Origin of the sequence: Marinobacter litoralis, from assembly GCF_016427555.1 — a bacterium.
Classification (GTDB): domain Bacteria; phylum Pseudomonadota; class Gammaproteobacteria; order Pseudomonadales; family Oleiphilaceae; genus Marinobacter; species Marinobacter litoralis_A.
Window position 1 is genome coordinate 114,951 of sequence record NZ_JAELVS010000003.1, and the last position, 22,805, is coordinate 137,755.

The following is a 22,805-nucleotide window of genomic DNA, read 5'->3' on the forward strand; positions in this document are numbered from 1 at the left end:
TAGTTCCTTATTCTTTCGTTTCGAGCAAGAGGTTTGATAGCACAAGCGCATAGGTCGGCTCATACCAAGCATCGCGATCAAAATCCGAGAGAACTCGGGCAGCGAATCTAAGCTCCGGAATCGATTCCGATAGATCCGTAAAGCCTGCTTTTCCTGCTGTCACGGCGGCCATAAAGACAGGAAAAAATGCTACTGCACGTGTGAAACCAACGTCAGGGAGGGCCGATATTTCCGTCGGGAATTCTTGTTGGCTAACCCAGCTTGTGAGCTCGACGTTGAACCATTCGGGCCATCTCTGGTCGTCCGCATGGTTGCGTCGCAGATCTTCAAAGCACATCCTCGCAAAAACATAAGGGACCTGTTGCAGATTCACATGCTTTGGCTCTCGTAAGTAATTGGAAAGATGCATAAAACAAGGAATTACACTTGCGACGCTACTTATCCGATCCTCTATAAGTTTTTCAGAGAATTCTTCGGGTATGCCCTGATCAACGAGGTAATCATGCTGCCTAGACCGAACCTTGACCCAGGTCTTCACATTCACTGTCTCCCAGATCACTGCAAGCTCATTACTTAACCGCCGACAAAATACAGGATCAAACTCTAGCCGAAAAACAGCTGTGGCGACCGCCGCAGTATTCTTCGCTAACGCCTTCCAACTCTCAAACGCTGACAAGGGCAAGGCGTGATATTGCTCTTTGAGAACCCTAAGATAGTCCCAACCACTATGTGAAAAATCCTCGGTCATCGCCGATATTACTTCGTCAAAAGCATGAGGATTGTGCATCGGGTGAAAATTTTTGGCCGCAGAATGCAAGGTGTTTGCTTGAACTTCAGATGTGATCGCCGAATCCTCCGTAACCCAGACGGCCGGGCGAAACATTACGCTGGATTGAGTCGGAGAAAATAGTAACCACGGACCGTTTTTCATCATTTTCGGCGGAATTTCGAATATCCCCATTCCCACGCCCTCGGACACCCTCTCGGGAACCTCAACTGGTACTGCGCGCGGGTCGTCGAGTCGCATACCGGACACTCTGACAGAGCCCTGTGACTCGCAGCTAGTATCTGTAACAACTTCAAGCCGCCCTATCGCTGACGGGCGTTCAAGACGAGCATCGTAACGAACAATATTGAATTGTTTTAGTATTCGATCTGTTTCAACGGTTATGCGCACAAAGGCATCTTGATTAGAGGTTGTTCCCAGCATCTGCTGAATGTCTTCCTCAAACGCGTACAGGCTAATTTTCTGAGCCTGGCTGTTCACTGTAAATGGATAATAACGCCTGAAATTAGGAAGTTGCGGGCACATTAGTTCCAGAGAAACAAAGAATTCTTCTCTCGTGTCGGGCTTTGGTGTCAGCGTCATAGATATACCTATAAGCTGATCGAGGGATATCAAGCCACCCTTAATCTCTGTGCTCATATCATTAAAAAGCTGAACACCAGTCTTTGGATAGGGCAACCTTAAAATGACTGGTTCGCCTGGGTTTATCCCGTCAACGATAGCTACCTGTACTTTCTCTGGCGCTTTCTGTCCGGCTTTCGGCTCCATCGTTAACAGGTAACCATCGGAAGACTCCTCCGTCTTGGAATTAATGCTTTCTCCTATCAATTCGACCGAAAGTTTTCTGGAACTCCTTAGAATTATCCGCGCAGAGCTGTTTGACGAAGCCGGAACCGACATCACTCTCAAGTCTCTGGGGATAATCCCGACTTTGCGGCGAAGAAGAGTTTCTCCGGATTTTCCAAGAGCATTAAAATAAAAACTACCGACTTCGTTTTTTTGGTAGTCGAATTGAACAGGTACGCCATTGGCGAAAAGCCGGCAGTCCTGGCCGCCATCGCCTTCCATAAATTGAAGGTTTGGCCAGCCCCGATAGACCAAATTTGGCAGCGTGTCATAGAGCGCTACAGTTCCGGTCAAGATGGGCTTTGAAATCGTCGCCTGAGGATCGAAGTGCAAAATTACTTTGGTGCCCTCACCAACTAACGTAGCGTCATCGCATATTTCAAGCCATTGGCCAGACAGCGTGTCAATCCCTAAAACGCTAGGTCCTTCGTCCGATTGGATAGCAAATGTTTCCGGCAGTCTCACGATAGCGCTGGAATCAGGCACTGTTATCGATGCTGTTGCCGCCAGTTTGAGCTGTTCCCCTTCCTTTAAAAACACCATGGGAAGCGATCTATAGTCGACTTCGCTTCCCTCGAAATAAACAGCATGGACGCGATGGCCATTTGAGAGGAATTGGACTGTAAGCGGCAGCTCGGGCTTTGATCGAATGACTGGGATCGCTCGTGTGTTTATTTTCACGCCTATGCTAGATCGGTCATCGCTGACTTTTCCGTGAGCGATTCCGGAACGCTTCAGTAGAGCTTCACCCTCATAGAAAGCTATCTCGAGTCGGGTGCTTTGTATCTTGTGGCCTTCCAACTCGATCTGTATTTCGGCAGGTAGGAAGACCTCTGTTTCGATGTTCCAATTTTCATAGCCGCCTTTCAGCCAATGTTCACAGGTATAATTCTTCTCATCTGCTTCAAGGCGTTTTTTCTCCGAACGACTTTTACCAGCATCCTTGAGCCACTCATTGATGAGATTTCGCGCGTTGCCCTCGCCAACAGGTAACGGAGACTGCCTTCGCCACTCTGGGGCTTTATCGTCAAGGTAATCAGCGGGGTTATCAACGGTCGATATCGGATGGGCCTCAGCAAGGTCCATCAACCAATCCACGATTGAGGCAATCAGCAGATATTTGTCATGTGTTCTGAACGCCTGCGGAAAGTAGTGAGAATAATTAGCAACGACTGACACAATGTCGCCACCGAACTGCTTAATTCTGTAATAATTGGAAACCGCACCACGGACTGCACGGCCAAAGCTGTGGGTATTACTCTGAATTAAGCGCCACGGCAGTCCCCCTTCGTCAAATAACGAGCCAAGATAATCATAGCCGTTGGTTCTATGCCGAATTGGGCGTTTCCAGAAATCCAGACCTTTTCGTACCACTTCTCTACGGAGCTGACTGGAAAGCTCAGCAGATATCGGCTTTTCAAATCCACTCCATGACCAGCCTAGATTTGAACCGTCGTACTCTCTTCGATATTTCTCAGCTACGAACAGGCAGAAAACCGCTGACCAATATCTGAAATAGGAAGGGCTATCGACATCAGGAAGGGATTGTCGAAGTATGGTTGTTAGTTCTGAGTATTCTTCATCCGTAACATGGTATTGATAAAGAGGGCTAGCGTCTGGTCCTCCAATCATTCCTCTGACGAATAGGAATTCATTAATCCATGCTTTGGTTTTGCTACGCCTAGCGTACATTAATAAGTCCCTTTATACCTGTATTTATTCGTATCGAATCTATTTTCACTTGCCAACCTCTAGTGGCTCTACCAAGCAAACACATTTCGAAAAATTTGTTCAGGAAAATTAACTAGAGATCAGGCATGAACCCAAACGAAATTGCTAGCAGAGAGACACCGCTCGCCACCGAACTGATACGCGCATAATTTCCCGCCGTGATCTCCTGCAACGCTGTAATCAAGACAAGCAACATGCTCGCTCAACGGTGCAGGTTCGCCCTTCATCCAGTAATGCCCCACGAACACCGGCTTTTCTCCGTCATAACCTGGAAGGATGTGAGCCTCAACAGGCTCATGGGGGATCTTTTCAATCTCAGAGCCCGGCACCATCGCAAGGTCGCGATAGGTAAGATTTCCTGTCTGCCACCACTTGGTTCGCACATCAGTCCGCTTGTTCTTTTCTTTGTCGAGAAAGTAGTGATCACCTGGCAGGGGGATTTCCAAGCCTTTCAACAGAGTTTCGACCGCTCCATAGGCTTCGCTGCCTTTGCGGGCGCTCGCCTCCCAAGCCTCGGGTAACAACCGGTTGCGATCGTCAGTAAACTGCTTTACAGATTCCAGGTATGTCGGGTGCCAGCATGCGTGTACCACCCGAAATTCCGGCAGGTCTAGGTACAGCGGTAGAGATTTGAACCATTCGAGCATACTGAGGTGAAGCCTACTGCCCTCGCCTACCTGGTCCAAAAAGGCTTCGTGCTGCTTTAGATTTTTTTCGGTGTGGGGGCGAAGGTACTCGCTAGGGTTTCGTGGGTCTGGCGTGGCCCAGGCAACGGCATTGAACTCGTGGTTACCCATGACCGCTAAGGCATTACCGCTTTCGACCATGTTACGGGCGATCTGAACGGTTTCGATCTGTTCCGGGCCGCGATCCACAAAATCTCCTAGGAAGATCACTTCGCGCTCTGAATGCTGCCAAACGCCATTGGTTTCCTGGTAGTCCATCTTGGTCAGTAGGGCTTTAAGTGCGCGGGCGTGGCCGTGAATATCGCCAATCAGATCGTACATGGATACCGCTCCCTTCATCCATTAATGCGAGGCTGTGCGTGTTGCCTTGGTGATCAGATTTAAGGCCTTGTTTCCCGTGGCCTTACTGGGCACTGATCCCTCACATTTCCCTATTAATTCACCGTTGCGAGCTAACAAGTAGGCTGCATCGTTCTTGTAATAAAACCAATACTGCTTTATTTCGCCCCATATTCCAAGACTTCCGCCAGTTTCGTATACATGTTCGCGGACCATGATTTGGGCGCGCCCCAATTGTGCATCGGGCGTTAACCGCCAAAAGCCTTTTGGAAGTTCCAAGTAGCGCTGATGTTCGCACGCTGCAAGGGCAAAAAGTGGCTCGCTCTTTCGCTTAAATCCGGTATCCACCCACAAGTAGGGTTTGAACGCTACCTTTTCTACCGAAACGCGTTTTCTAATGCGAGTGATCCTCTGGTCGGCCAACGCGATATCCATTCCGACTACGGCGCACAATGCCCTCAAAAAGCCTTCACTACTGAATTTGAAATCGAAACCACCGTTGTTCAAGCCGAACTCGTCGCTTTCCAACACGGATTTTAATCGCTGTAAATTGGCGGAGGTGGGTTTGAAGTACCCCATGGCTTTGAGGATTTCTTCGGGCGGAATAGCCGCGGCGCGCACTACTAGGTCAGTTTTAAAGTTATCGATCATGACGCCTCCTTGAGTAATTCTAGGTGTTCATCAGGCGGGGCTTACACGGCTCAGTCCTGTTACGCCGTTTTCATTCGGTAAAAGTAAAAAACAGCCCCCTCTTCCACCATCTGGTATGGGAATCGCTCAGCAAAATACGCGGCCACCCTGCGGTAGATCATTTTTCGTTTTTCAGTCTCGGCTGAGAAGCTAAACATTGGTGGGCGTGTCTCGCCAATCCAATGAATGACTGTTCGGAGCGCAGTGCGCAATACCGTAATGGGGTAACGTGTAGTGCCTACATCCGCTGTGATGAACGGGGTGTACTCCCAATCGAATGGGTCATATGCTGGTTGGAACGTGGGGGAAGCTCCCCCGGTTATAGCTAGATGAATTGCATAGCGACTACTGATAGTCAGCTCATAAATCAGCCCGTCTACTTTGAAAGTGTGCAGCATCATTTTTCCTCCCTGAGTAATTCGAGAGTCGGGTTTAGCTGTTCGGTGTCGAAGCTTTCTCCGCCAAAGAACCATTCCGAGAAGCACTCGGCTAAAGCCTTTTCCAGACTCATCCCCTCCACCATTCGCTCTACTATTGCCTCCGCAACGTAGTCGTATTCATCAAAATAGTCGTTTTCTTTACAGCAGGTATTGGCGGGGTCGGTTTGGAACAAGGCGTGGGATAGTTGTTCTGTCGTGACGTTTAGCGTCATGGGCCCTCCTTTTTCGACAGGAGTATTGTGCAACAAGCATGCGACATATAATGTCGCGCCCATCGGTTAGGATAAAAACTCACTATCAAAGGTATTCTGCAATCAGTCAGATCTGATGAGGAGAACAACACGGTGACCACTTCGGCAACGCAGCGCCCGGAAGCCACAGTCGTATTCGACCTGAGCTCTATCCTCAATTACGCCATCCAGCTCACCGTGCAAACCTGGGACTCATCCCGGCCGCTACACTGGTTCAGTCAAACCGATGATTCGATTTTAGCGGAGGGGCGTTTTCTGGAAGCGCCGGGCTTGCCACTGTTCACTTTGGAAGACAACTCAGGAAGGCGGGTGTCTGATGGCATTCCTGAATCGGTTCTTAAGATCACTCGCTTAATGCCGGCGATGGATTTTGAGCTGGCCCAAGCCTGTGCCGCTTCTAGTGCAGCGTGCGAACTGGCTGAAAGCTCTCCCCTTTTATTTATCCTGCTCGTGGACTATGCCCGCGGTCAGTCGCTCACGCTTGACGAATTCGAAGAGTTATTAGCTTTGAAGCGAACCAGCATTCTTGAAAGGGCCGGCCTGCCCGCCAGCAAGTCTCTCGTGAAGCTGGTGAACCGTATTGAGCTTTCTCCACTGCTTCCTTGGGAATTAGAAGATGTGGTCAAAACGCTTCGCCGCACCGAGTTTATCGAACTGCTTCGGCATCATCCGAATGTGCATCTGAACCATTTACGGTTTCTGCGGCGCCAGCGCCAACCGCTTTGGCCAGGGATATTGTATCTGGTTGATAGCCAATCATCGGCTTTGGACATTACCTGGCTGTGCCGGATGATTCGAGACACGCTGACGATGGCGGAGGGGGATGTGCAACGCCTTAGGCATGTGAGATCGCGTGACGCTTTGCAAGATCTGCACGACCGTTTGGTAGGCTGGTTCAACAATTTGGGCTCTGAAGGAAAACGTAAAGCTCAAGCTGCTGCCCTCGAACAACGGCACGGCAAATATCCGGCGCCGCCTATTCCTGCCATCGAGGGTATCGAGCCCCTCACCTCTTGGCTTGAACTGCTGGAAGAAGGTGTGACGATGCACCACTGTGTAGGCAGCTATGATGAGCGCGTGGCCGATCGCGAGGTGTTCATTTACCGTATGATTCATCCGGAACGGTTAACGATTTCGTTGGCCTATCGGAACAACCGCTGGATCGTGAGTGAGGTGCGGGGGAGCCGAAACGCCAATCCGCCAACTCGGGCCATGGATTACATTCGCCGCTGGGTTGAAACACGTTGATCGCGACACTATTTGTCGCACACCTCTGTTAAAGTCTTTTCTGACTTCGGAAACCTCAGGCAAGCCAATCATCAAAGGTGACTTACTTTGACTGCATCTGCCTTTTCCGAAATTCTGGTCGAACACGGGTTCGTGCCCTACTCCTACGATTTCGCCGCCACAGCCTTGGGTTTTCAGCACGAGATTTTTAACGTGCTCATCCATGACGATCCGGTGTTCACCACCGACTCAACTATCCATGAACAGCTGTGCACGCCTGATGCGATGCTGCGCTGTGAGCTGGTTACGAGAACCGGGGATTTAACCGCCGGTATCGCCTACTTCTACCAACAGTGGTTCAGGGAGCTTCGTTACACCAACCCGGTGTTGCAAACCATCAACCTCAACCAGAACGCGGATACCGCCACGTTCGAGATTCTGACTATGAGTCAGCACAACGCAATGACTTTCCTGTTTACGATCAAATGAGGAACGCACGATGAACCGATATACAACCGAAGAAGCCCGTGCAAGCCAAAACGCTCGTGTTGGTAAAACGCCTGCCGAAATTACTGAGCTAGACCAGCAAAAAACACTTCAAGCCCGCATTTGCGAACTCGCCCGGACGATCCATATAGAACGATTCCCGGAAGAGTACGACCACTATTACGACTCCATCGCGGATGCGAGCGACCGTGCCAGCGGAATCAATCCGATGAGTAAAGAATACATTGAGCGAGTGACCGCCAAGCGGAAGAAAGAAGGAATGTCCCCGCTTGCAGAGAACGGACTGCCTACCGCCAACGACACGAGGGAAATCGCTCTCGCAGAAGCCGAGCGCCAGTTGTGCTGAAGAATCCAACACGCTCGATCGTCCACTAATCAAAAACACACTGCATCTATATAATTTTTTTGTACTTACTACCCTTTGAGGTTTTCCTCGGAAGCATAAGAGATCTTTTCAAACCCGTCGTGTGTGACGGGTTTGCGACAGGTTAGAGAATGATGCTGATGAATTACCACGTTCCGATCGAGCAAGTCGTCGAAATGTCGTCGATTCGACACAAAACCTATGCGCAATGGTATCGAATAAGGCACCAAAAGGCGGGCTCCTAGGACGTGCCCACCTTTCTCTCGTTCAGACAGACCAAACATGGGCGTAATTCCGGGACGGCGAGTTACGTCGAACGAGGGCTGTATTAATTAAATGTGGCATCGCGGATTCATGCTCGACGTGCCGCTTATACTGGTCTGCGCTGAAAGGAATTGACTGGAGATCAGGCAGGCGAGGATCACCATCGCGCAGGCATCATCAATAGCTAGTTCGCAGATGGTAAAAATGAAATAAGGAGGACAAATGGCACGCCACGATCAGACGCTGATGGTAGCTAATTCTGCGCCCTAAAGCCCCAAACAAACCGCCATATCGGTAGCCCACAATATGTCGTCACCAGGTCTACCGATCTTCAGATAAATCATGAGAATTAGGATTTGACTAGCGATTTTTGGCGACGGTAAACCCAAACTGATGGCCAAAGTCCAAAGGCCCTGATCAGCAACAAGGCCTTTGTCCACCACCTCTTATTTTATGACATGTTCGCTCCATCACTACGTCAGCGTATCAGTCGACACCGATATTGATAACCGTTAACCAAGCAAGGAATTTTTTCCATACGTTTGTAAGTCGATTAATTTTGCTCCTACAAAAGCTACAATTACAGGACGTTACAGACGCTTGTTCATCAAACCTCCTGGCCGCTTCTCGATATTTTCCGTTCGTCTCGATGACAAATGGCCAGGGAGCATCCTGCCCGCGAAACATAACGTTATGCCAAATCTCCCGGTCCGCCCAAAACTGCAGTTCGGTGAGATTTTGAAACTGATCAAGGTCGCATTTAATGTTATGTTGTTTCAGATATTTGAGCTCAATCTTTACCTCCTTCGTATTGCGATGTAGTGGCATCTGGGCCCATCCGAGCTGGAGAAATCGAGAAAGAGTGTCAGGTGACCACAGGTCAACACGAGGCTCAGGGAGATCAAAATGTTTAACGATCTGTCGAATTTTCTTCAATTGCTTTTCTGTTACTGCCGCCATAAGTCGCTCCGCTTAATGAAAATGCAACCTCAGGATAATGTCTCGAACAAGCCTGATGCTGACGTTAAAGTGTGTTTTTCGTCCGCTTTAACGTCATAGAGCGAATTTCTCGCGCGTAAAAACAGTTTTTTTGGTTCAAGAGCGTAGAGGAGCCCGATGGGATGTCGTATTGACCTCGAATCAAAATCATCCCAAAATACTGTATATTCAAACAGTATCTAGGAAAAGTATGTCCTGCACACTTCTTGGTGACTACCAATCGTTTTCCCGACTTGGCATTCCGTTCTTTTTAGAACGCGTCTCCGCGGGCTTTCCCTCACCCGCTGAGGATTACGTCGAGAGAACGCTAGATCTGAATGAGCTGTGTATCCAGCACCCTGCTGCGACCTTTTTTGTGCGCGTTCAGGGCGAGTCCATGATTGAAGCGGGCATCTACCCGGATGATGTACTGGTGGTTGATCGCTCTCTGCGCGCGACCCATGGCGACATCATAATCGCCAGCCTGGAAGCCGAAATGACGGTGAAGCAGCTCCACCTCAGCCCACCACCGGTGCGACTGCTGCCACGGAACGCAGCCTATCAACCGATCATCATTGACGGCGATAAGGTGATGGAAGTGTTTGGTGTTGTGACCAATGTCGTTCGCTCTCTCAAACGAGGAGGTAAGTCATGATGCCTCCTCAACCAATCTCCTTTGTCACGGTACGACGCCAGTTTGATTTCAGGGGTATTGAGATTGGCCGCTGGGTGACCGAGCAGGAACGTGATCGCGCAGCCGGTCGTTTTTACCGCGCGCTGTGTGATTTGATGGCAATACTCCAAGGGCCGGAGACACTGATATCACTGCGAGGCACTTTGGGTATGCAGTACGGAATTGGCGGTCGGCCCGGGGTGGCCGCACATTACATTCCGGCTACTCGTCAACTGGCCCTCGCCAAAAACGCCGGGGCCGGCAGCCTGGCCCACGAATGGTTTCACGCATTTGATCATTACATGGGAAACAAAGCATTTCGCGATGTGGGGAAGTTCGGCTTTGCCTCCAGCGGTTGGCTGGGAAGCGCGACTCAGAAAGAGCATCCGCTGAACAAACTTCTTAGTGACTGCTTCAAAACCGTTTTGCTGACTGAAGACGGTGCTGCACCTAGCCCTTTGTTCCAAGCATCAAAGGCTGCAGACAGTCGGTTAAAGGTACTCTATTACGCCAAACCTGAAGAACTCTGTGCTCGTGCATTCGAAGCATTCGTCGAAGACAGCACGCCTAAGAACGCGTTCTTGGTGCGCGGCACCGTTTACTCAGACGAAGCAAAAGCTGGCCTTTACCCCGAGGGAACGCACCGCCAGCGAATCAACGATGCTTTCCGGAACTATTTTGCCGCGCTGGGTACAGCCTTGTATCGGGAACAGGCCAAAGCGGGATGAAGCAGCCGGTCTTTGCCCTTGTGGACTGCAATAATTTTTACGCATCCTGCGAGAAGCTGTTTCGGCCAGACCTTCGGAATACGCCTGTCGTCGTACTCTCCAACAACGATGGCTGTGTGGTTGCGCGCTCTAAGGAAGCCAAAGCCCTAGGCATTAAAATGGGAGTGCCGGTACACCACATTAAGCAAGAAATCCGGCAGCACGGTATCCAACTGTTTTCATCCAATTACACCCTGTACGGAGACATGAGCCATCGCGTAATGATGACACTGGAAGCGATGGCACCGAAGGTAGATGTGTACTCCATCGATGAGGCGTTCTTAGATCTCACCGGCCTGGAACGCCTTATGTCCTATCAGAACTTTGGCCAACAGGCAAAAGACACGGTGCACCAAAACGTGGGGCTTCCGGTCTGTGTTGGTATTGCACCCACCAGGACACTCGCCAAACTTGCCAATTATGCGGCCAAGAAATACCCTGCAACCGGCGGCGTGGTAGACCTTACCAACCCAGCCAGGCAGCGAAGGCTTTTAGCGCGAGTGCCCGTAGACGAAGTCTGGGGTGTCGGGCGCAAGATAGCCTCCAGGCTCCAAGCCATGAACATTGTTACAGCAATACAACTGGCCGACACCGACTTAGCCACCCTGAGAAAGCGCTTCTCTGTTGTACTAGAACGCACAGCCCGCGAGTTAAACGGTGTGCCCTGCCTACCCTGGGAAGACGCGCCCCCACCGAAAAAGCAGATCATGTGCTCGCGCTCTTTTGGCCAGCCCGTTTATGCCCTCGCTAATCTGGAAGAGGCCGTAACACACTTTGCAACGAGAGCGACCGAAAAGCTGCGTGGTGGTCAGCAATATGCCGGCGAACTAATGGTCTTCATTCGAACCAACCCGTTCAAATCCACGGTGCCTCAATACTCTAAAAGCGCGAGCGTCCGATTCATCTCAGCATCTCAAGACTCCAGAGTGATTGTTCAGCACGCAATGAATCTACTGCGCTCTATCTATCGCGATGGCTTTGAGTATGCGAAAGCCGGGGTGATGTTGAGCGAACTAACCGACGATTCTGCCTTACAGGACGACCTCTTTGGATCCAGTGAAATCGGCACAGCCCATAGTGCGCGGTCCGAACGCCTTATGAGTGTTATAGACGAGATCAACCGAAAAAGCCGTGCAAAGATCTGTATGGCCAGGGAAACCGGGCCGGCTGTTTATGCCATGCGCAGAGAGCATTTATCGCCGGCGTATACGACGGATTGGGGCGAACTGCCTAGGGTTCTTTGAGTTTCAGCCAGCGCTCAACCGTTCGTTTACAACCTCCGGCACATTAACAACGGGCCCACCCGCCTCATACTGGGCATCCAGGTCGTAGGCCATTCGCTCCAGTGGCATTTTGTCATAGCCAGCGGCCTGCAACTCCTCAAGGTAACGGGTTACAAAGCCTTCCACTCCTAGCCGTTGCCACTGAGCCACGTGCACCAACTCGTGGAAATGCACCCGCAAATTGTTTTCTACGGAGGGCAGTAGGTAGTAGGTATTGTTTAAGGTGAGGCCAGCCACGTCCCGGTTGAATAGGTCCGTTAAGCCATGCTGTTCCAGGAATTGATACGCGGGCACGGGCATTTGGGGGACCACTACGTAGTGAGTTTGCGCCAAAAAGGGCTCGGGGAAATAACCCGCAAAGGGTTCTTTAAGTACCGTACATGGACGCCTGAGATCGTCGAATTGCATATTCATCAGACGCATCCATTCACTAACAATTTCCAGCATGGTCATAGCATTAATCCCTTCAGAGTTGCGAAAGCCACTCCCACCATAACGAACACATGCGACAGAAACTGTCGCACTCTACACCTACCATGGAGTATCCAAGCCTGCTGTAAGAGGATGCTCTATGCGGAAAATTGCCGTTATCGGATCACGCTCTTTTAACGATTTCGAACATCTTGAACGAGTGTTGTTGCCTTGGCTTCCGGCGCACATTGTTTCCGGCGGCGCACGCGGTGCGGACGCTTTGGCGGCCCGTCTCGCCGAAACGCACGACCTGCCTATTACCGTCATAAAACCGGACTGGGCTCAATACGGCCGTGCCGCGGGGCCCATCCGCAACCGGGCGATTGTCGAGGCCGCCGATATTGTGATTGCTTTCTGGGATCACTCATCTAAGGGTACGAAATCGGCCCTTGATTACGCTCGCAAAAAGCAGAAAACCATCATTATCGAAGGGATGTCGCCGGACGGCACCGCCTAGCCTTGTTTTCTTAGTCGTCGATCGCTTAAACCTTCCATACGCTCAAGCCCCTCTACTAACGTTTTCGTTATTTCCTCACGTAGCCAATTAGGCTCCAAAATATCGCAATGGACAGCTTGGGCCGTTAGCCACCATCGCAGATCCTGGGTATCACCTACGGTGACCGACAGCTCAAACGTTTGGTCATCGTCCTCTGTGACCAACTGATCCAACCCGAGAGGCGATTCGATCAGGTGATTCAAGGCGGGTTTGTCACAACGTAACTTCAGGAAAACCGGCTTGTCGGATTTCAGAATGCCCATGGCGCCCGAGTGAATGTACAGGTCCAGATCGAAGTCATCCGGGCGGTCTACCGGCTCTTCAACGATCTCTCCGGTGGTCGCCCTATGAAGGACTAACTGGCGCACACCTTCCCTGCCCTCAATGGTGCCAATGAGGTAGACGTTCGGGTCCCGGAATATGAGGCCATACGGGTGGACTCTGATCTCTTCTGGCTCTGGCCAGCTGCGCGCCTGGTAAGTGAGTTTGCACTGATACTCTCGAAGCAATGCCTCGGTTACGGTTTCCAGCACATCGGCATCAATGTCTGGGCGGCGGCCACCCAAGCCACGATTAATGACTCGCACCCGGTTTGGCCATTGCCCGAGAGGATTACGGTCTCGCGACAACGCTCGGTGGGCTTCATTGAAATGCGGTTCCAGATGCGACAACGCCCTGGGGGGCAACATGGGTGTGAGATACGCCTTGGCCAGTTCAAACGTCAACGCAGCGGGTAGGTCCAACGCCGGGATGATATCCATAGACGCTTCACGATCGAACGACCATCTGAACGGCCGAGCACTCTCGTCCACCATCAACGGGAAGTCGGTACTGAGCTTTTCAAGGTCACGCTGGATTGAGCGCATGGTCACCGAAAAATCATGCTCTTCCAGACGTTGAGCAAGCTCGGTGGTTGTAATGGACTTGGGATACCTTGGCACCATCCTGAGCATAGTCAGGTAGCGAATGGCGGTACTGGACAAAACTCGACTCCTTGTCGTGCGGGGACGGCCGACAGCGGACCCTGCTGCCACCCCGATTTTTTAGCGGCTACTCCAAAGTAGCATTAATTATCGGTGAAGCCCTGCAGAGTAACAACTCATTAGCCCAAAGCGTTTGGCCGAATGGTCTCGGTCAGTGCCTTGTTAGCGCAACGTCCAATCAAGCAGCTACTGTATCTAGCTAGGGTATGGAACCGAGGGCTTTATGTGCGGTAGATACAACGTCACGGATTCACCTGAGCTCCGAGCACTGATGGAACAGCTCGGCTTGCCTGGTATAACGCCGAGATTCCAACACAACGTTCCGCCAGGAGGTATAGGCGAATTTGTCGTTGAAACCGTTGAAGATCGCCACCTGCTTTCGGGGATTTGGTCGTTACTGATTGAACCTTGGCCTGAAGGCCAGGGATATCGGCCAAACCCGAAATTTAACACCTTTAATGCCCGAAGTGATCGACTTACCAGAAGCCCGCTCTGGAAAAAGGCGTACCCCTCAAAACGATGCATCATCCCAGTAAGCGCTTTCCATGAATGGCAAGGCAAGCAGGTTTACAACATTCATCCGTTAAATGAGGCCACGGCTCTCGCCGGCCTCTGGCAATCCTGGCACTTTGGCAACGAGCAGGTGAACTCATTCTCCGTCATTACCCTTCCACCACACCCAAGGTTCAGCCACATTCATCCAAAAAGTATTCCGATGATGCTTAGGCCCAATGAGTTTGATCTATGGCTAGACTCACGCTTTCATCAAGTGGAAGCGTTTCAGTCGCTCCTACAACCTCGCATTCCTGCTCCGCTGGTGTGTGAGCCGGTTTGCAGCCCTATGGACTTGGAGCTAGCGGGAGATGTAGAAGTTATACCTCCCGATTAACGGCTACATTGATGCTAGGGTGTCGTGCAGCTGTCTACGAGAGGTTGCCGTACTTCATATCACACAAATAACCTTCCAGCTGATCGATTCCCATCGGATCTAGCAATAGCTGATTCGGTGTTTTGCCCTCTAGAGCCGGAACAGGCCGACTTAACCATCGCTCGAATAATTCATCGTCCCCTCTGAATAGGGTTCGCCTAATTTCATCTAATAACGCTTTTTGTATGTCGCCTTGGGAGTCCATGGAGTCAACCAATAGTAAGACCTCAACGTTTATGTCAGCGTGAATAAAGGCTGGGGGGAGCCGAGCTTAAAGCTCACTTTTCCCGCAGGCCCAGCCCCTGTCCCACCCCAATTAGGTAAATCTTCCCTCTGCGTTATGCTTAATATTCACTCACTTTAGGTGGATAAACGCATGATCACAATCATTGCAGTAATTCTTGGCGCAGTGCTCGGCAGTTACCTCGGACCATTCGGGCTAATTGGTGGCGCGATTGCCGGACTCTCGCTTTCAAGCGCTGCCAGAACCTCTTACAGAGCAAATCATCCAAAGCATGGAATGTTTTCGGCGCCCCACATACCGACAGGTTTCAATGGAATGAACACGGAGAGAAATATCGATACCCATACACACAGCATCGATAGTTTTGATGAATCGCCTATGGCGAAGCCTACAACAATTAACCCGGCAACAGGATTACCCATGATAAGTGGGGATACGACTGGGGTAGATGTGGGTGGCAACCTGTTCGGCACGAGCAACGACGACCTGTTCAGCTCTCCAATGGATATAGGTAGCGACTCCATGTTTGACGACAACCTCTAATTCTCAGATCGGCCGGCACAAATCTTTGATGGAAACAGCCAGCCTCACGAGCATCCGAGGTACTTTTTCCTGAAAAGAGCGGTAAAACAGTCAAAAAAGTCATTTTAACGACAAAAGGGCTGAATTCTGAACCTTATCATTAGCGTTAACTGGTTCGGGCCCAAAGCTTAAGCCGCCCAAATCCAAAATGTAGGTAAACGCAGATTAGAGGAAAGTTTATGAGGCTCGTCTCGATCAAGAGCTTTATCAAGATCGTATATGGCGACGATGAAAAACCGCCTACGCCCACTACGATTCGCCGACGTTGCCCTGACATCCCAGGTGCCGTGAGGGATGGGCATCGCTGGATGATCGATCTCGATTGCTATTTCGAAGTCATGGAACGCCGTGTGTGGGGTTTTCCGGAGGACAACCAAGAACTGGGCTTCATCAAATCTCTTGCTAAGAAGCTGAAGTAATATGGGAGCTTCTCGAGATCGAACACAACACTGGCTTGATCGATACCCGGGCCTATACAGGCGACGCCGAGACGGTATCTATTATGTGCGTCATCCATTTACCCGCAAACAAGGCAGCTTGCAGACTGACGACAAAGAAACCGCGATTCGTCGTTGGGCAATCCTGCAACAAATCTGGGAGGAGGAACGCAGGGCGTTTGATGCTGAACTCATGGCCGGCAATCTTTCCATGTGCGATCCCATTGATGAAGCGAATCGAATCACTTTGAGGAAATACCTGCATACGTGGCGCACCGAATATCTCGGCCACAGCGTCGTAGATGGACGAACAAAATGGGGCAAGTGCACTATTTTCGCAAAACGAGGCAACAACCGCGGAAAACCCATTGCACTGTCGACACGGACGGATTACGCGAGTGATGCGCAGCAACTGGAAGCTAGCGAAGGGTCTGATTTTCTATTAGCAGACCCGCAAGTACTTCGTCGAATACGGCGGCTGCTCTCCGGCTGGCACACCAAACCCACTCACTATAATGGCTTGCGTAATACCCTCTCTCGAGTGTTCAGCCACGCGGTTCAGGACGGATTGATCGACCGAAACCCCATGGTAGACATCGAAAAGCTCATCGAGCCGAAAAGAGAAGTTCTGATTCCCGACGACGTATATGCAGACATAACCACACGTCTGTGTGTTCACAACCATAATCGTCGTACCAAGGATGGCACGTGGCGAGCGAAGATTTGCGATCTGATCTACATGATGAGTCAGCAACCCATCGATGTATTCGGACTAAAAGAAGATCAAATCAAAGACGACGAAGGTGAATTCGGAGAAATTCATTTTGCCCGGCACAAAACCGGGGTTGCAATTGCACTAGAAATGAATCAGGACCTACGGGAACTCATCGACTGGTTTCGCGAATGGAAACGCGACCAAGACATCATCTCTCCATACCTTATGGTCTATCCCCGCTATTTTGATTTCCGTAGCCGTACCAAACCAGTCAGGCACCGATATATCCAGGGAGTCTGGGCAGAGGCCTGCGAAGAGGCTGGGTACAGAGGCCAATATCAATTAAGAGATTTGCGGAAGAAAGGTTTAACGGATGAATTTGTCTCGCAAGGAGAAAACAACAAGGGTGGTCACGAGACCGAAGCAATGCGGAAACACTACCGATTGATTCGACCACCAGAGCGTTCGAAATCGACGTTAAAATCACTGAGAGATGCGGACAGAAAATGAAATTGATGTCGCCATTTTGTCGCCATTTTGTCGCCATCGACACGCCGGTTAAGACAGCAAAACGCTAAGCGATTGAACCAAAAGGGTAAAAAATGGAGGCGCGGGTCGGAATCGAACCGGCGTACACGGAGTTGCAGTCCGCTGCATAACCACTCTGCCACCGCGCCGGGTAAGCCTTTTCGGGCTCTGCTCTCAGGGGGCGTGAGAGACTTGGAAATTGGAGCGGGAAACGAGATTCGAACTCGCGACCCCAACCTTGGCAAGGTTGTGCTCTACCAACTGAGCTATTCCCGCTCTTCGTTTAAGAGGCTTTGCCTCGTCAACGGATGCGTATTCTACGGATTACTTCGCCGGCGTCAACAACTTTTTTCAACCTTTTGTTTTTTAGCGTGTTTTGGGTGTTTTTTAGCCAAACAAGACAATTCTTTGCCGCTCCTCTCCCCTGCGATGTCATTCACGCCATAGATTCACCCTGACTCATCCCCGAGAATCGCCGCCTATCGATATTCCGTTTCAATAAAGGCTTGTGTTGACCATGCGACATTTCAGTTTTTCGACCCTGGCATTTCTAACACTTTCGTTATTCAGCGTGAGCCCTGCCCTTGCCTCTGAGTGGGTCGTCAAGCAGCAGGGCGAAGAACGTTCCGACATTACAACTTACGTTCGTGATGCTGAAAATTCGCCGATTAAGCAGTTCCGTGGTGTGGTGGAAACTCAACACTCCATATTCTCAGCGATGTCCGTCATCAACGACATTTCCGTATGCCAGGAATGGATCTACAACTGCCAGGAGGCTCACTATCATTTCACCGAAGACGGCGAAAAGTTTCTATGGATGATGTTTGATGGCGTATGGCCAGCTTCCGACCGTGACCTGGTGATGAAGTCTGCATTTAAGCAAGAAGAAGTAGACGGGCCCGTCACCGTGCAATCTATTGGCTGGCCAAAAGGTGCACCGGAACAGGAAGACTATGTGCGCATTCCGATGCTGAACAACAGCTTTTACCTTGAGCCGCTGGCTGACGGCTGGACGCGCATCACGTTTACCACCCAGGTTGATCCGGGCGGGTTGGTTCCTGCATGGATTGCAAACATGGTTGCCACCGACGCCCCCATCCGAACTCTGGAAGGACTTCAGAAGATGATGAAAAAGGAGCCTTTCAACAATTACGATGAAGAGAACGTGCCAACAGAATTAGTTGAGAAGCACAATTTGCGCTTCTCAACGCTGGGCTCTTAAACAAACTCGCCAACTTACGAGTTATTACCCTTCGCCGGAGTGGCTTCGGCCACTTGGGCGGGGGCATCGCAATTCAGGAAGCTGGAACTCTGCAGCCACTCCTGATCCGGGTAATAGGTAAACACCAACTGCCCACCCTTCAGATTATCCACCACAGAACGAATCACTTTTCGGTCAACCGCCGGGCAGCCGTGACTACGGCCAATTCGTCCGTAATCTGCCACCCAATCCGGGCTTACGTAATCGGCACCATGAATCACAATGGCTCTCTGGCGGGCCAGGTCATTCACCCCAGGTTCCAATCCGTCCAGTCGCAACGCATAACCATGAGTGCCACTGTAGCTTTCGTTACCTTTGAACAAGCCAATGCTGGACTGGTGGCTGCCTTCAATGTTCGAGAAGGCGCGGGCTTCCAGGTTTCCGGAATTCTTTCCATGCGCTACCAAATCTCTGAGCAACAAATCGCCCTTGCTTAGATCGAAGATCCACATACGTTCTTCACTGGATGGCAGTGAAAAATCAATCACCGCTAGCCGCTCGGGCATGGCAACACCGTTGTTAACCGCACACTGGGTTGCTTTGTAGGCTGCACCCAACACTTCTGGGTTCAAATTCGGAGCAGCCCCAGACAGTCTATCGAGTAACGTTTGATCAATGGATGAGGCATTTCCTTGAACGGAAAAACAAGCAAGAAATGCCAGGCCCGATAACCATGTAAAAGGGCGTCGTTTGGTGTGCAAAGACATACGCACAAGACCTCAAAAGTAATAATCGTTGACTAGCTGACTAAAAATTGGCCCCATTCTAACAGCGAACTTTTAGACTTTCGTGTTTCCGTACATTTTTTAACCTTTACCCTACAAAGACCTCGAATTTGTCCTGCCTCAGCGGCATGATAGAATCGCTCTAACTCAACGGGGTGCCCTCGTTAAAGGGCTGAGACCACACCCGCGGAACCTGACACGGATAATGCCGACGAAGGAATTGAGTCACACTGAACACCTCAGTGTGTGCCGCGGCATGGTATCTCCCCCTCAAATAAGGATGCCGCACATGCTTTCTCGCTTATCCCTCTTGGTCTTGGCCGTTACCTTGCCTGTGATTGCACACGCGGCCGACCGACCGGTATTGAACGTATATACCCACCCGTCCTTCGCCGCTGAATGGGGCCCCGGGCCCGGCGTTAAAGAGGCGTTTGAGAAGCAATGTGAGTGCACGCTCAATTACACCGTACTGAACAGCGGTGGTGATATTTTGCAGCGGCTTCGGTTGGAAGGCGCTTCAACCCCGGCCGATGTGGTGCTGGGGCTGGATACAGCCACTATGGAAACCGCGCTTCAAACCGGCCTGATTGCAGAGCACGACCGCTCGTTAGAGGCACTGGATTTACCCATCGACTGGAATGACGCCCATTTCATTCCTTACGACTGGGGCTACTTTGCCTTTGTGTATGACACCGAACAGCTGCCAGAGCCACCCACCAGTTTCGATGATCTGATCAACTCACCCGATGATCTGAAAATCATCATCCAAGACCCCCGAACCAGCACTCCGGGGCTCGGTCTGTTGCTGTGGATGCACTCGGTCTACGGCGAAGAAGCGCCGGCCAAGTGGGCGCAGCTGAATGACAAAATTCTGGCCACCACACAAAGCTGGAGTGACGGCTATTTCTCGCTGTTTATGAATGGTGAAGCGCCAATGATTCTTTCCTACAGCACTTCGCCTGCCTATCACATGGCCGTTGATAAAACCGACCGGTACCAAGCGGTTCAGTTTGAGGAAGGTCACTATCTGCAAGTCGAAGTCGCCGCGCTGGTTGAATCTTCGCAACAAAAACCGTTGGCCCGGCAATTTTTGGATTTCATGCTCACTCCTGAGTTTCAAACACACATCCCGCTCAAGAACGTCATGTACCCGGCCATTGATCTGGGCGACGATCTGCCTAGCGTTTTCAACCGCCTGATTTCGCCTGAGCATACCTTCTTCCTGCCTCCAGCGGAGGTTGCCGGCCAACGACGCCAGCTTGTGAACGACTGGCTGGATGCGATGACCCGTTAGCGTTATGCGCTCCACGCCCACGAAAGCACCTCTCAGCCACCCGGGATGGCAACTCGTCCCGGGCCAACTTATAGGCTTGGTCTTATTGATACTGGTCGCCCTTGGTCTTGGCAGTATGCTGATAACCGCCGGCGGCCTGGATCTCTCGACGGTGCTTGGCAGCCGTTATTTGCGGGGCGTGGTGTGGTTTACGGTCTGGCAGGCATCGCTGTCAGTTTTATTCAGCCTGGCACTGGCACTTCCCGTTGCCTTGGCCTTGGCCAGATACCGCCACTTCCCCGGCCGGTCAGCGCTGCTTCGAGTGATGGAACTCAGTTTGGTGCTGCCTACCATTGTCGCGGTTTCAGGGATCATTGGCGTGTATGGCCGGCAAGGCTGGGCCACCGGTTTACTAACCGAATGGCTCCCCGGCCATGGCTGGAATCTGTATGGGATCAACGGCATTCTGCTGGCCCACGTGTTCTTTAACGCGCCTCTTGCCGCACGCGTGATGCTGCAATCCCTGGAAGCAGTACCGCCATCCCGGCTGCGAATTGCTTCACAACTGGGCCTTCGTGGCTGGTGGTTGTGGCGCTCGGTGAAGTGGCCTGCCTTGCGGCCTGTCTTGCCGGGGTTGAGCGCCCTGGTCTTTACCCTGTGCTTCACCAGTTTTGCCATCATCATGACGCTCGGGGGCGGGCCGGCGGCGACAACTCTGGAAGTAGCGATTTACCAAGCGCTGCGATTTGAATTCGACTTCCCGCAGGCGGCGGTTTTAGCAGTTATTCAATTATTGATTTGCGGCAGCTTGTGGCGGCTGGTGTTCCGCCAGCGCCTGGAATCCTCTCTGCTTCCGCATCGGCAGTTTGCCCATGCCGTTCCGCTCAAGCCCTGGCGCGCCCAGTCTGCGCTGTCAGGTGCACTGTTACTGATGTTCAGCCTATTTTTACTGCTGCCCTTATTAGCCATAGGCATTCGCGGATTGCCCGCGCTTTTGGCCCTCGATGCCAGCCCTACTCTCTATGGCCGGCTATTACCCGCTACCGGGCGTAGCCTGATGATTGCGCTGCCTGCGGGGGTTGGCTCGGTCGCCGCGTCGTTATTGATTCTGGCCTCGGCCAACAAAGCCAAGAACTCGATATTGAAGGCCATTCCAACAACCACCGGATACCTGCCATTGATCGTACCACCCCTTGTGCTTGGCACCGGGCTGTTTTTGTTGCTTCGCCCGGGGTTAGGCAACCATGCGCAAGGCTGGGTGCTGGTGGCTTTGATCAACGGCTTGATGGCCCTGCCTTTTGTTATCCAGGTATTGCGTGGCCCACTGAGCAGCCTGGATGGCCATTCCCGCCGTGTGGCCTATCAGTTGGGCATATTGGGTTGGTACCGGTGGCGCTGGATCTATTGGCCATTATTACGCCGCCCGATGGCTCTGGGGCTGGCCTATGGCATTGCGCTTTCAATGGGAGATTTCGGGGTTATTGCCCTGTTTGGAAGCCCCGGCCAGCCAACATTGCCGGTTCTGTTATACCAACAACTGGGCAGCTATCAGGTAGCGGCAGCCGCTGGCACCGGCTTATGGTTGCTGCTGTTGTTGGTGTTCATTTTCGGACTTCTGTCGGCCATTGGCCGGCCACCCGCCCACCAAACCAGATCCCGCTTGCCTGAAACCACTCTGGAGCCCAAGCATGCTTGATGTCGAACACCTGTGTTTTCGCTACCCGGGGCAATCCGAGGGTTGGGAATACCACTTCTCTCTGGCACCCGGCCGGTGCGTGGCGGTTCATGGCGCCAGCGGCAGTGGCAAGACCACATTACTGAATTTAATTGCCGGTTTTCTCGCGCCGGATTCAGGGCAAATCCTTTGGAACGGCAGGCCGATTCAGCACCTTGAGCCCTGGAACCGCCCGGTTACCAGCGTGTTCCAGGAACACAATTTGTTCGAGCATCTGGATGTAGCCACCAATATCGGCCTCGGGCTTCATCCGGGATTGAAACTGACCGCCCATCAGCAGCAAAGCATTCACGACGGGCTCGAACGCACCGGGCTTTCGGGGTTCGGCTCGAGAATGCCGGGCGATCTGTCTGGCGGACAACGCCAGCGAGTGGCTTTGGTGAGAGCGATTCTGCGGCGACAACCTTTATTGCTACTGGACGAACCACTAACCGGCTTGGACAACGAAGCAAAAGACAGCCTTCGAGCCATGCTGAAGGAAGAGAAGGCTCGAGGTGTCGCCTTGATTCTCGCCAGCCACGACGAAGATGACCGAAAGTTATTGGCAGACTCCTATTGGAATCTCTAAGCTTGCAGTGAACGGCAGCAAGGACC

The 22,805-nt window shown here is 51.7% G+C and carries 25 protein-coding genes, 2 tRNA genes and 1 riboswitch; of the genes, 15 read left to right on the forward strand and 12 right to left on the reverse strand.

Annotation, left to right across the window (positions count from 1 at the left end; genetic code table 11):
* Positions 1-7: 7 nt before the first annotated feature.
* From JAO79_RS10555 to JAO79_RS10575, 5 genes are all read right to left on the reverse strand, one after another.
* Positions 8-3,325 (reverse strand): STY4851/ECs_5259 family protein, encoded by a 3,318-nt coding sequence (locus tag JAO79_RS10555; protein ID WP_199007229.1) that lies wholly within the window; start codon positions 3,323-3,325, stop codon positions 8-10.
* 119 nt (positions 3,326-3,444) lie between these two features.
* Positions 3,445-4,371: a metallophosphoesterase gene (locus JAO79_RS10560; protein ID WP_199007230.1), complete on the reverse strand. Its 927-nt coding sequence runs from the start codon at positions 4,369-4,371 to the stop codon at positions 3,445-3,447.
* Between the two features lie 21 nt (positions 4,372-4,392).
* Positions 4,393-5,040, reverse strand: a complete 648-nt coding sequence (locus JAO79_RS10565; protein ID WP_199007231.1) for a hypothetical protein — start codon at positions 5,038-5,040, stop codon at positions 4,393-4,395.
* A gap of 59 nt (positions 5,041-5,099) precedes the next feature.
* Complete coding sequence (locus JAO79_RS10570) at positions 5,100-5,480, reverse strand: hypothetical protein (protein ID WP_199007232.1); 381 nt, start codon at positions 5,478-5,480, stop codon at positions 5,100-5,102.
* Positions 5,477-5,731, reverse strand: coding sequence for a hypothetical protein (locus JAO79_RS10575; RefSeq protein WP_199007233.1), 255 nt, complete (start codon positions 5,729-5,731; stop codon positions 5,477-5,479). The genes JAO79_RS10570 and JAO79_RS10575 overlap by 4 nt, the downstream gene beginning before the upstream one ends.
* Before the next feature lie 132 nt (positions 5,732-5,863).
* Between JAO79_RS10575 and JAO79_RS16525 the strand changes: the two genes are divergently transcribed.
* From JAO79_RS16525 to JAO79_RS10590, 3 genes are all read left to right on the forward strand, one after another.
* Positions 5,864-7,018 carry a PcfJ domain-containing protein gene (locus JAO79_RS16525; RefSeq protein WP_199007234.1) on the forward strand — a complete coding sequence of 385 codons (1,155 nt, stop codon included), beginning with the start codon at positions 5,864-5,866 and terminating at the stop codon, positions 7,016-7,018.
* Between the two features lie 87 nt (positions 7,019-7,105).
* Positions 7,106-7,486, forward strand: coding sequence for a hypothetical protein (locus JAO79_RS10585; protein ID WP_199007235.1), 381 nt, complete (start codon positions 7,106-7,108; stop codon positions 7,484-7,486).
* A 10-nt stretch (positions 7,487-7,496) separates the two neighbouring features.
* Complete coding sequence (locus JAO79_RS10590) at positions 7,497-7,850, forward strand: hypothetical protein (protein WP_227664551.1); 354 nt, start codon at positions 7,497-7,499, stop codon at positions 7,848-7,850.
* 768 nt (positions 7,851-8,618) lie between these two features.
* Here JAO79_RS10590 and JAO79_RS10595 read toward each other — a convergent pair.
* A complete protein-coding gene (locus tag JAO79_RS10595; protein ID WP_199007236.1) occupies positions 8,619-9,092 on the reverse strand; it encodes a hypothetical protein in 474 nt (157 codons plus the stop codon).
* Between the two features lie 229 nt (positions 9,093-9,321).
* Here JAO79_RS10595 and JAO79_RS10600 point away from each other — a divergent pair, with 229 nt between their 5' ends.
* The 3 genes from JAO79_RS10600 to umuC are packed head-to-tail and all read left to right on the forward strand — an operon-like array spanning position 9,322 to position 11,794.
* Positions 9,322-9,765: a LexA family protein gene (locus JAO79_RS10600; RefSeq protein WP_199007237.1), complete on the forward strand. Its 444-nt coding sequence runs from the start codon at positions 9,322-9,324 to the stop codon at positions 9,763-9,765.
* On the forward strand, positions 9,762-10,511 hold the full coding sequence (locus tag JAO79_RS10605; protein WP_199007238.1) for a CLCA_X family protein: 750 nt from the start codon (positions 9,762-9,764) through the stop codon (positions 10,509-10,511). Before JAO79_RS10600 ends, JAO79_RS10605 begins: the two co-directional genes overlap by 4 nt.
* Positions 10,508-11,794, forward strand: coding sequence for a translesion error-prone DNA polymerase V subunit UmuC (gene umuC, locus JAO79_RS10610; RefSeq protein ID WP_199007239.1), 1,287 nt, complete (start codon positions 10,508-10,510; stop codon positions 11,792-11,794). Before JAO79_RS10605 ends, umuC begins: the two co-directional genes overlap by 4 nt.
* Before the next feature lie 3 nt (positions 11,795-11,797).
* Here umuC and JAO79_RS10615 read toward each other — a convergent pair whose 3' ends face one another.
* Positions 11,798-12,286: a hypothetical protein gene (locus JAO79_RS10615; protein ID WP_199007240.1), complete on the reverse strand. Its 489-nt coding sequence runs from the start codon at positions 12,284-12,286 to the stop codon at positions 11,798-11,800.
* Between the two features lie 118 nt (positions 12,287-12,404).
* Between JAO79_RS10615 and JAO79_RS10620 the strand changes: the two genes are divergently transcribed.
* Entirely contained in the window at positions 12,405-12,761 is a 357-nt protein-coding gene (locus JAO79_RS10620) for an SLOG family protein (protein ID WP_199007241.1), read from the forward strand.
* On the opposite strand, the gene JAO79_RS10625 is transcribed toward JAO79_RS10620, so the two are convergent.
* Positions 12,758-13,783, reverse strand: a complete 1,026-nt coding sequence (locus JAO79_RS10625; protein WP_199007242.1) for a helix-turn-helix transcriptional regulator — start codon at positions 13,781-13,783, stop codon at positions 12,758-12,760. The two genes, JAO79_RS10620 and JAO79_RS10625, sit on opposite strands and share 4 nt — an antisense overlap.
* Before the next feature lie 223 nt (positions 13,784-14,006).
* Here JAO79_RS10625 and JAO79_RS10630 point away from each other — a divergent pair, with 223 nt between their 5' ends.
* Entirely contained in the window at positions 14,007-14,672 is a 666-nt protein-coding gene (locus tag JAO79_RS10630) for an SOS response-associated peptidase (protein WP_199007243.1), read from the forward strand.
* A gap of 34 nt (positions 14,673-14,706) precedes the next feature.
* Here the strand turns inward: JAO79_RS10630 and JAO79_RS16560 are convergent, their stop codons facing one another.
* Complete coding sequence (locus tag JAO79_RS16560; protein ID WP_199007244.1) at positions 14,707-14,916, reverse strand: MbcA/ParS/Xre antitoxin family protein; 210 nt, start codon at positions 14,914-14,916, stop codon at positions 14,707-14,709.
* 171 nt (positions 14,917-15,087) lie between these two features.
* Here JAO79_RS16560 and JAO79_RS10640 point away from each other — a divergent pair, with 171 nt between their 5' ends.
* The 3 genes from JAO79_RS10640 to JAO79_RS10650 all read left to right on the forward strand — a co-directional run bounded on the left by JAO79_RS10640 (position 15,088) and on the right by JAO79_RS10650 (position 17,199).
* Complete coding sequence (locus JAO79_RS10640; protein ID WP_199007245.1) at positions 15,088-15,498, forward strand: hypothetical protein; 411 nt, start codon at positions 15,088-15,090, stop codon at positions 15,496-15,498.
* A gap of 218 nt (positions 15,499-15,716) precedes the next feature.
* Complete coding sequence (locus JAO79_RS10645; protein WP_199007246.1) at positions 15,717-15,956, forward strand: hypothetical protein; 240 nt, start codon at positions 15,717-15,719, stop codon at positions 15,954-15,956.
* Between the two features lie 85 nt (positions 15,957-16,041).
* Positions 16,042-17,199, forward strand: a complete 1,158-nt coding sequence (locus JAO79_RS10650) for a hypothetical protein (protein WP_227664552.1) — start codon at positions 16,042-16,044, stop codon at positions 17,197-17,199.
* Positions 17,200-17,292: 93 nt separating this feature from the next.
* Here JAO79_RS10650 and JAO79_RS10655 read toward each other — a convergent pair.
* Both JAO79_RS10655 and JAO79_RS10660 read right to left on the reverse strand, forming a co-directional pair.
* Positions 17,293-17,366 (reverse strand) — tRNA-Cys (locus JAO79_RS10655).
* A 51-nt stretch (positions 17,367-17,417) separates the two neighbouring features.
* Positions 17,418-17,493, reverse strand: a tRNA-Gly gene (locus JAO79_RS10660).
* A 241-nt stretch (positions 17,494-17,734) separates the two neighbouring features.
* Between JAO79_RS10660 and JAO79_RS10665 the strand changes: the two genes are divergently transcribed.
* Positions 17,735-18,439, forward strand: coding sequence for an START domain-containing protein (locus JAO79_RS10665; RefSeq protein ID WP_199007247.1), 705 nt, complete (start codon positions 17,735-17,737; stop codon positions 18,437-18,439).
* 14 nt (positions 18,440-18,453) lie between these two features.
* Here JAO79_RS10665 and JAO79_RS10670 read toward each other — a convergent pair whose 3' ends face one another.
* On the reverse strand, positions 18,454-19,185 hold the full coding sequence (locus tag JAO79_RS10670) for a murein L,D-transpeptidase catalytic domain family protein (RefSeq protein WP_114335523.1): 732 nt from the start codon (positions 19,183-19,185) through the stop codon (positions 18,454-18,456).
* Between the two features lie 159 nt (positions 19,186-19,344).
* Positions 19,345-19,440, forward strand: a riboswitch (TPP riboswitch).
* A 52-nt stretch (positions 19,441-19,492) separates the two neighbouring features.
* Between JAO79_RS10670 and thiB the strand changes: the two genes are divergently transcribed.
* The 3 genes from thiB to JAO79_RS10685 all read left to right on the forward strand — a co-directional run bounded on the left by thiB (position 19,493) and on the right by JAO79_RS10685 (position 22,779).
* Positions 19,493-20,497: a thiamine ABC transporter substrate binding subunit gene (gene thiB, locus JAO79_RS10675; protein ID WP_199007248.1), complete on the forward strand. Its 1,005-nt coding sequence runs from the start codon at positions 19,493-19,495 to the stop codon at positions 20,495-20,497.
* A 115-nt stretch (positions 20,498-20,612) separates the two neighbouring features.
* Positions 20,613-22,172, forward strand: a complete 1,560-nt coding sequence (locus JAO79_RS10680) for an ABC transporter permease subunit (RefSeq protein WP_227664553.1) — start codon at positions 20,613-20,615, stop codon at positions 22,170-22,172.
* Entirely contained in the window at positions 22,165-22,779 is a 615-nt protein-coding gene (locus JAO79_RS10685; RefSeq protein WP_199007250.1) for an ATP-binding cassette domain-containing protein, read from the forward strand. Before JAO79_RS10680 ends, JAO79_RS10685 begins: the two co-directional genes overlap by 8 nt.
* Positions 22,780-22,805 lie beyond the last annotated feature (26 nt).